2 protein-coding genes are annotated in these 6,894 nt (G+C 35.6%); both read right to left on the bottom strand.

Features of this window, described 5'->3' with window-relative positions; translation table 11 throughout:
- The coding region (locus NQQ59_RS25125) for a non-ribosomal peptide synthetase (RefSeq protein WP_257698468.1) at positions 1 to 6,632 on the bottom strand (6,632 nt) is incomplete at its 3' end.
- Between the two features lie 28 nt (positions 6,633 to 6,660).
- Positions 6,661 to 6,894 (bottom strand): phosphopantetheine-binding protein (locus NQQ59_RS25120; protein ID WP_257698467.1); only part of this gene is annotated, 234 nt, incomplete at its 5' end.

Raw genomic sequence — 6,894 nt, 5'->3', positions numbered from 1 at the left:
CTGCCCTGCAGCTGGTCCAAAAACCAAAGTCGCTCCTGACTGAAAGACAAAGGAATGCGATCCGGTTTTTCCTGAACCACTATAGCAGGCAACAATACCCCCTCTGACTGAACAGAAACATGAGCCCCTAAAGCTGCTATACTAGTGTGTTCAAATATTTCCTTGATAGATACTTCAATAGACATCTCTTTACGAATCATCGAAACTAATCGGGTAGCCAGTAAACTGTGACCTCCCAATTCAAAGAAGTTATCATAAATACCTATTCTTTCGATACCCAGTAATTGCTGCCATATTTCGGCCAGTTGCTTTTCGGTATCTGTACCGGGAGCCACATATTCTTTAGTCGATAAATCAGAACTGTCGGCATCGGGAAGCGATTTCTTATCGATTTTACCATTAGAAGTCAAAGGCAGCTGATCCAGTTCTACCCAAAGTAAAGGAATCATATACTCGGGTAGACTTGATTTCAAACGATCCTGCAGATCCGCTTTATCGAGTTTACCTTCTGTAACCACATAACCTATCAGACGTTTGTTTCCGCCTTCATCCTCTCGGGCTAAGACACAACATTGGCTAATTTCCGGCAATGAAGACAAGACATTCTCAATCTCACCCAACTCGATACGGTAACCTCGGATCTTTACCTGATCATCTTTCCTTCCAATAAATTCAATATTACCATCAGGAAGCCAGCGTGCTAAATCTCCTGTCTTATAAATTCTTTCTCCTTCTTTAAAAGGATTTTTTATAAACTTTTCATTGGTTAATTCTTCTCTATTCAGATAACCTCTGGCAACTCCCGAACCTCCAACACATAATTCTCCAACGACACCCATTGGTAAAAGTCGGTCACTCTCATCCATAATGTAAGCCGTTGTATTATTGATAGGCTTACCAATAGGAACAAGGTTCTTTATATCTCCCGAGAAAGTTGCAGAACAAATACTAGCCTCTGTAGGGCCATAAGCATTAACATAATTAAAGTACTTAGAAAACATCTTCGCCAATTCAAGAGGTATTGACTCACCTGCCGTAACTAAAGTTCTAATCCCCTTTAGGTCTTCTACAGATAGTAACTGTAAAAATGCCGGTGGCAAGGTGGCAAATGTAATTTTATTGTTTTCTACAAAACTTTCAAATAATGTAATGTTTGACTTTACTTCTTCTTTTATAATACATAAACGAGAACCACTTAAAAGCGAAAGACAGATCTCCCAAATGGAAGCATCAAATGAAGGGCTTGCAAATTGTAAACAATTATCTGTATTCGTGATAGAAAAAGCCGAAATCTGAGATAAGATTGTATTAGCAATACTCTTATGTTCAATCATTACTCCCTTAGGCTGTCCTGTACTTCCTGAGGTGTAAATAACATAAGCCAGATCATTTGAATTTATAGCAACCTCAGGCTTTACATCTGAATAATCTGAAATCGTTTCTTTAAATAAACTCAAAAACGAATGGTCTATAATTATGCTACAGCCACTATCCTTCTTTATATATTGCTTTCTACCCTCAGGATAATTTACATCTATAGGAACATATACTGCTCCAGTTTTTACTACCGCTAAAAATGATACAATTAACCAATCGCTTCGTTCTAAAACAACTCCGACTAAACTTTGAGAATTTATATGATGTGATAGTAAATAATTCGCTAATTTATTTGATCGTGTATCCAATTCTTTATAACTTAATTCCTCTCCTTGATAAATTACTGCAATGGCATCAGGAGTTCTTTGAACCTGTTCTTCAAACAAATCAACAAGTGTCTTATCCTTTGGATACACAACAGTCGTGTCATTAAAAACATCCAACAACTGACAGGATTCTTCTTCTGGAAGAATTAAGTGTTTATTTACATTACTATCCAGCTGATTCTTAAAACAATTCAGTATACTATCCAGATATTGATGAAAACGCTCTAAAGACACTTCTGCCTTTAAGTTTTTATGCAAAACATACTGAAACTCAATTTCAGTACCTCCTGTTAAATTAACCGTTAAATTTAAACTCGAACTTGTTCGCTCAAAAGAAGACGTTTTTAAATCCTGCTGATTCTCTGCTTCATCATTAGAAAGCAAAACATCTGTTGAAGTATTCTCTGAAATGATATCATTGTAGACATGAAAATCAATATAGTTAAACAATACATCAAAAAATGAATCTTCTCTGTTCAATCCTGTAAGACGTTTGATCTCAAAAAAGGTTAGATGACCATAGAGATTGATTTCATTCATCTTTTTTTCGACATCCTTAAAATACGATAACCAGCTTCCTTCTGATTCAAAAATATAGCGTACCGGTATGGTATTTAAAAAACATCCTAAAACTTTATCTCCATCTTTAATCGATGGACGATTATTAGCTACTAAACCAACAGTCAACTCACTTTCATGGGTAAACAACTGCAATGCATAGATGTAAGCCCCAAATAATACACTCTTAAGTGTCAGATTATGATCTTTACATTGTCTCTTTAGATCATTTAAAAAAGAAAGATCATATTGTTTGGTATAATACTCTGTGATTTCTGTTTCTTCTGAAAAAATATCCAGATACTTATATCCAGACAATTCTTCTTTCCAAAAAGAAACAGCAGTATCGTCTTGTTTGGCTATTAATTCTTTGATGATAAAGTCACGCTGACTACAAGCCAGTGGCTCACCAGAAAAAGAATTATTCCCTTTTTTAAACTCAAAATATGTTTTATAAAGTTCCGTAATAAATGAAGCCACACTCCACCCATCCATAATAGCATGGTGAAACTGAAACACAAACAACTTATTATGGGTATCAATATTAATAACAGTAAAACGATATAATGACCCTTCCTGAGTATCAAAAGGAACGCTTCTCTCTGATACAAGAAAGTCTTCAATTTTCTTTTCTTTTTCTTGTTTATCAAATAATGTTAAATCTATTTGCTCTATATCAAAGGAAACATTTTTATATACAATTTGGACTGGTTCACTATGATCTGAAAAATTAAAACGTGTTCGAAATATAGAATGCTTGTCAATTAATAATGCAACGGATTTATAAAACTTACTAATATCAAAAGAACCATCCTGAAAAGGGAATACCATCTGATCATGAAATACACCTAAGGCCGGATCTATCAGAGATTCCATAATCATCCCTTGCTGAACATCGGTCATAGGATAAATATCTTCAATCAAATCTGAATCCTTTATAGAATTCATAACCGATAATCGCAATGCTGATATTTCAGATTCAACTTTTTCATAATGCACTTCAATTGTATCATCATCAATATCACTATTCAATACTGAAATTGAAAAACTCCGGATAGTACTGTATTTAAAAAGATCTCTTAATTCAATACGTTGTTTAAAAACTTCATTTATTTTTGAAATCAATCTAATCGAAATAATAGAATCTCCTCCTACTTCAAAGAAATTGTCATCAATTCCTACTTTTTCTATACCTAATAAGTTCTGCCAAATCTCTGCCAGTTGTTTTTCGGTCTCTGTTCCTGGTGCAACATATTCCTTACTTGATAAAGCTGAACTGTCAGGATCAGGTAAGGATTTCCTGTCCAGTTTGCCATTAGAGGTTAAGGGCATCTCTTCCAGCTCAACCCAAATCATCGGAACCATATACTCCGGTAAACTTGATTTTAATTGCTCTTGCAAAGCAGTTTTATCGAGTTTATTCTCCGCAACTACATAACCAACCAAACGTTTATTCCTACTGGTATCTTCTTTGGCCAAAACACAACACTGACTGATTCCCGATACTAAAGACAATGCATTCTCAATCTCACCCAACTCAATTCGATAGCCTCGAATCTTTACCTGATTATCTTTCCTCCCAATATATTCTATACTACCATCAGGGAGCCAACGTCCTAAGTCTCCTGATCGATACAGTCGGTCCCCTTCTACAAAAGGATTTTTTATAAACTTCTCCTTGGTTAATTCTTCTCTATTCAAATAGCCTCGTGCTACTCCGGCTCCTCCAACACATAACTCTCCAACTACTCCAACGGGTACCAAGTTTAGATTATCATCCAAAATATAACAAGCTAAAGTAGGAATGGCAGATCCTATCGCACTAACAGAACTTAACAGATCTGAACTGACAAGCTCTTTATAGGTAACGTGAACCGTAGTCTCGGTAATACCATACATGTTAATCAGCTTACAGGATGGATATAATTTTTTCCAATTTTGTAAATAAAAAGGGTTTAACGCTTCTCCTCCAAAAATCACATATCTGATCGAATGATCAAAATTCTCTGACAGGAATGCTTCCTGCAGCGCATAAAAAGATCCAGGGGTCTGGTTTAAAACCGTGACTCCTTCAGTGATCAATAATTCCTTAAATAAAACGGCGTCTCTTGTTACTACTTTTGGAACCACCACCAAACGTCCTCCATGAAGCAAAGCACCATACATCTCCCATACCGAGAAATCAAAACAAAACGAATGAAACAGCGTCCAGACATCATCGGTACCAAAATCAAATAAACAGGATTCGTTTTTAAATAAACGAACAACATTGCTATGGGTGATCAAAACCCCTTTGGGATTACCTGTACTTCCAGAAGTATAAATCACATAAGCCAAATCACTTGGTGCTACTGTAACACTTAAGTTTTTTGTTGAATAGGTTGACATCCTGACAAAATCTGTATCCAGCAATACAACATCAAGATTTGTATATTCCTTCAATACTTTATGACTCGCTGCACTGCTTAATACTAAATCAATTCCCGCATCACTTACCATATAGGCAATACGGTCCTGTGGATAATCCGGATCTATAGGAACATAAGCACCTCCTGATTTCAAGATACCTAATATTCCAACAAGCATATTCAGGCTGCGCTCCAGACAAATACCAACAAGAGTATCCGGCTGAACCCCTTGCCCTCTTAAATAACAGCCTAATTGATTGGACCTCTCGTTTAATTCTTTATAACTTAATTCTTCTCCCTCATAAACCACAGCAATGGCATCAGGAGTATTTTTGACCTGCTCTTCAAATAAATCAACAAGCGTTTTATCCTTTGGATAGTCAACACTCGTGTCATTGAAAATATTTAGCAACTCGTGTTCCTCTCCTGTGGTCAACATCGACAGACTGCTTATTGGCTGAGTACTGTCATTGATGACAGCAACCAAAAGTTCTTGATAATGCCGCAACATGCGATCAATCGTCCCTTTATCAAACAGAGCTGTACAATAGTTTAGGTCCAGCTCAATATCATTATTGTTTTCAGAGACACTCAATGTTAAGTCAACTTTTGAGTTAACAGTTTCAAGATCGTAACCTGAAAATATGATACCATCTAAACCTTTACCACCTTCTCCTGATTCTTTTGTTACATTTTGTAATATAAACATCACCTGAAACAAAGGAGTCATGCTCATATCACGGGTAGTAACCACTTTCTCTACAATTTTCTCAAAAGGGATCAACTGATGATCATAACTATCCAATGTGGTTTCCTTAACTCTTTTTAAAAGCTCCCTAAAATCTGGGTTGCCTCCCAAATCACTACGAAGTACCAATGTATTGACAAAAAAACCAATCATGCCTTCAAGCTCAGATTGGGTACGGTTTGCAATTGGAGTTCCTATACAAATATCTTCCTGTCCACTGTAACGTGATAACAATATTTTAAAAACAGACAACATCAACATGAACAATGTAACATCTTCTTTTTGACAGATCAATTTTAGAGATGCGCTAAGTTCTTTGTCCAAAACTAAGGAAATACTTGCCCCCTCTGTACTCTGCACAGAAGGTCGTGAATAATCTATTGGTAAAGATAAGGTAGCTGCTCCCTTAAGCTTTTCTTCCCAATGCGACAACTGCGATTCCAAAACAGCTCCCTCCAGATAATCTCTTTGCCAAACTGCATAATCTGAATATTGCAAAACAAGCTCCGGCAAAACAGCTTCTCTTCCTGACTGAAAAGCGCTGTAAAGCTCCATAAATTCATTTATCAAAATTCCTTCCGACCACCCATCACTGGCAATATGGTGAAACACGCAGGCCAAAACATATTGTTGATTACCTAAATCATACAAACAGGCTCGTAACTTATAATCTTTTGATAAATCAAAAGGAAGCTTTATAAAAGAAGAAATAAGTTCGTCCAGCTTATAATCTTCCCTTAAAACCTTTTGTTCCAAAATCCAATTTCCAGGTGACATTACTTCCTGATATCCAACTCCATTTACAGAACTAATATTGGTTCGCAACACTTCATGACGATCAATAATACTATATAGAGAATTATTCAAGGAAGAAAAATCTAAATCTCCACTTAATTTTAAAATTACAGGCATATGATACTCCTCACTTCCTTGTAATTTATCCAAAAACCATAAACGTTCTTGTCCAAATGACAAGGGAATTTGTGTTATGGAATTTCGATCATAAGCAACAATTTTTGTTAAAACATTTCTTTGTTTTTTAGCTTGACGCTTTTCAAAGTATTTAATTATTAATTCCTTGTTTTCTTTTATTTTTTGCAATAAATCAGGTTCTATAGCATTAACCGATTTTATTGTCAAAGAGCCTTTATCAATCCCTATTTTAATTTTCTTATTATGAGCTTCTTTTAGAATACTTAAAATTTCTGCCTGCATGGTTAAAAATTATATTTTAATAGTTTTATTATAGTGTAATACTTTCATTATAGCTTTCCTCGTCTTCTTCATCTTCATCAAAATCCAATTCAAAAAATTCAATGAGTGATGCCTGTCCTTCTATGGTAGTATATTCAAACACTTCTCGAATCGACACCTCGATAGACAATTCTTTACGAATCATCGATACCAATCTGGTGGCCAGCAAACTATGACCTCCCAATTCAAAAAAATCATCATAAACCCCAACTTGCTCCACTCC

The sequence above is a fragment of the Flavobacterium panacis genome, assembly GCF_024649945.1.
Lineage (GTDB): Bacteria > Bacteroidota > Bacteroidia > Flavobacteriales > Flavobacteriaceae > Flavobacterium > Flavobacterium panacis.
Note: the sequence above shows the minus strand (reverse complement) of the source record. Positions and strands in the feature narration are given on the sequence as shown.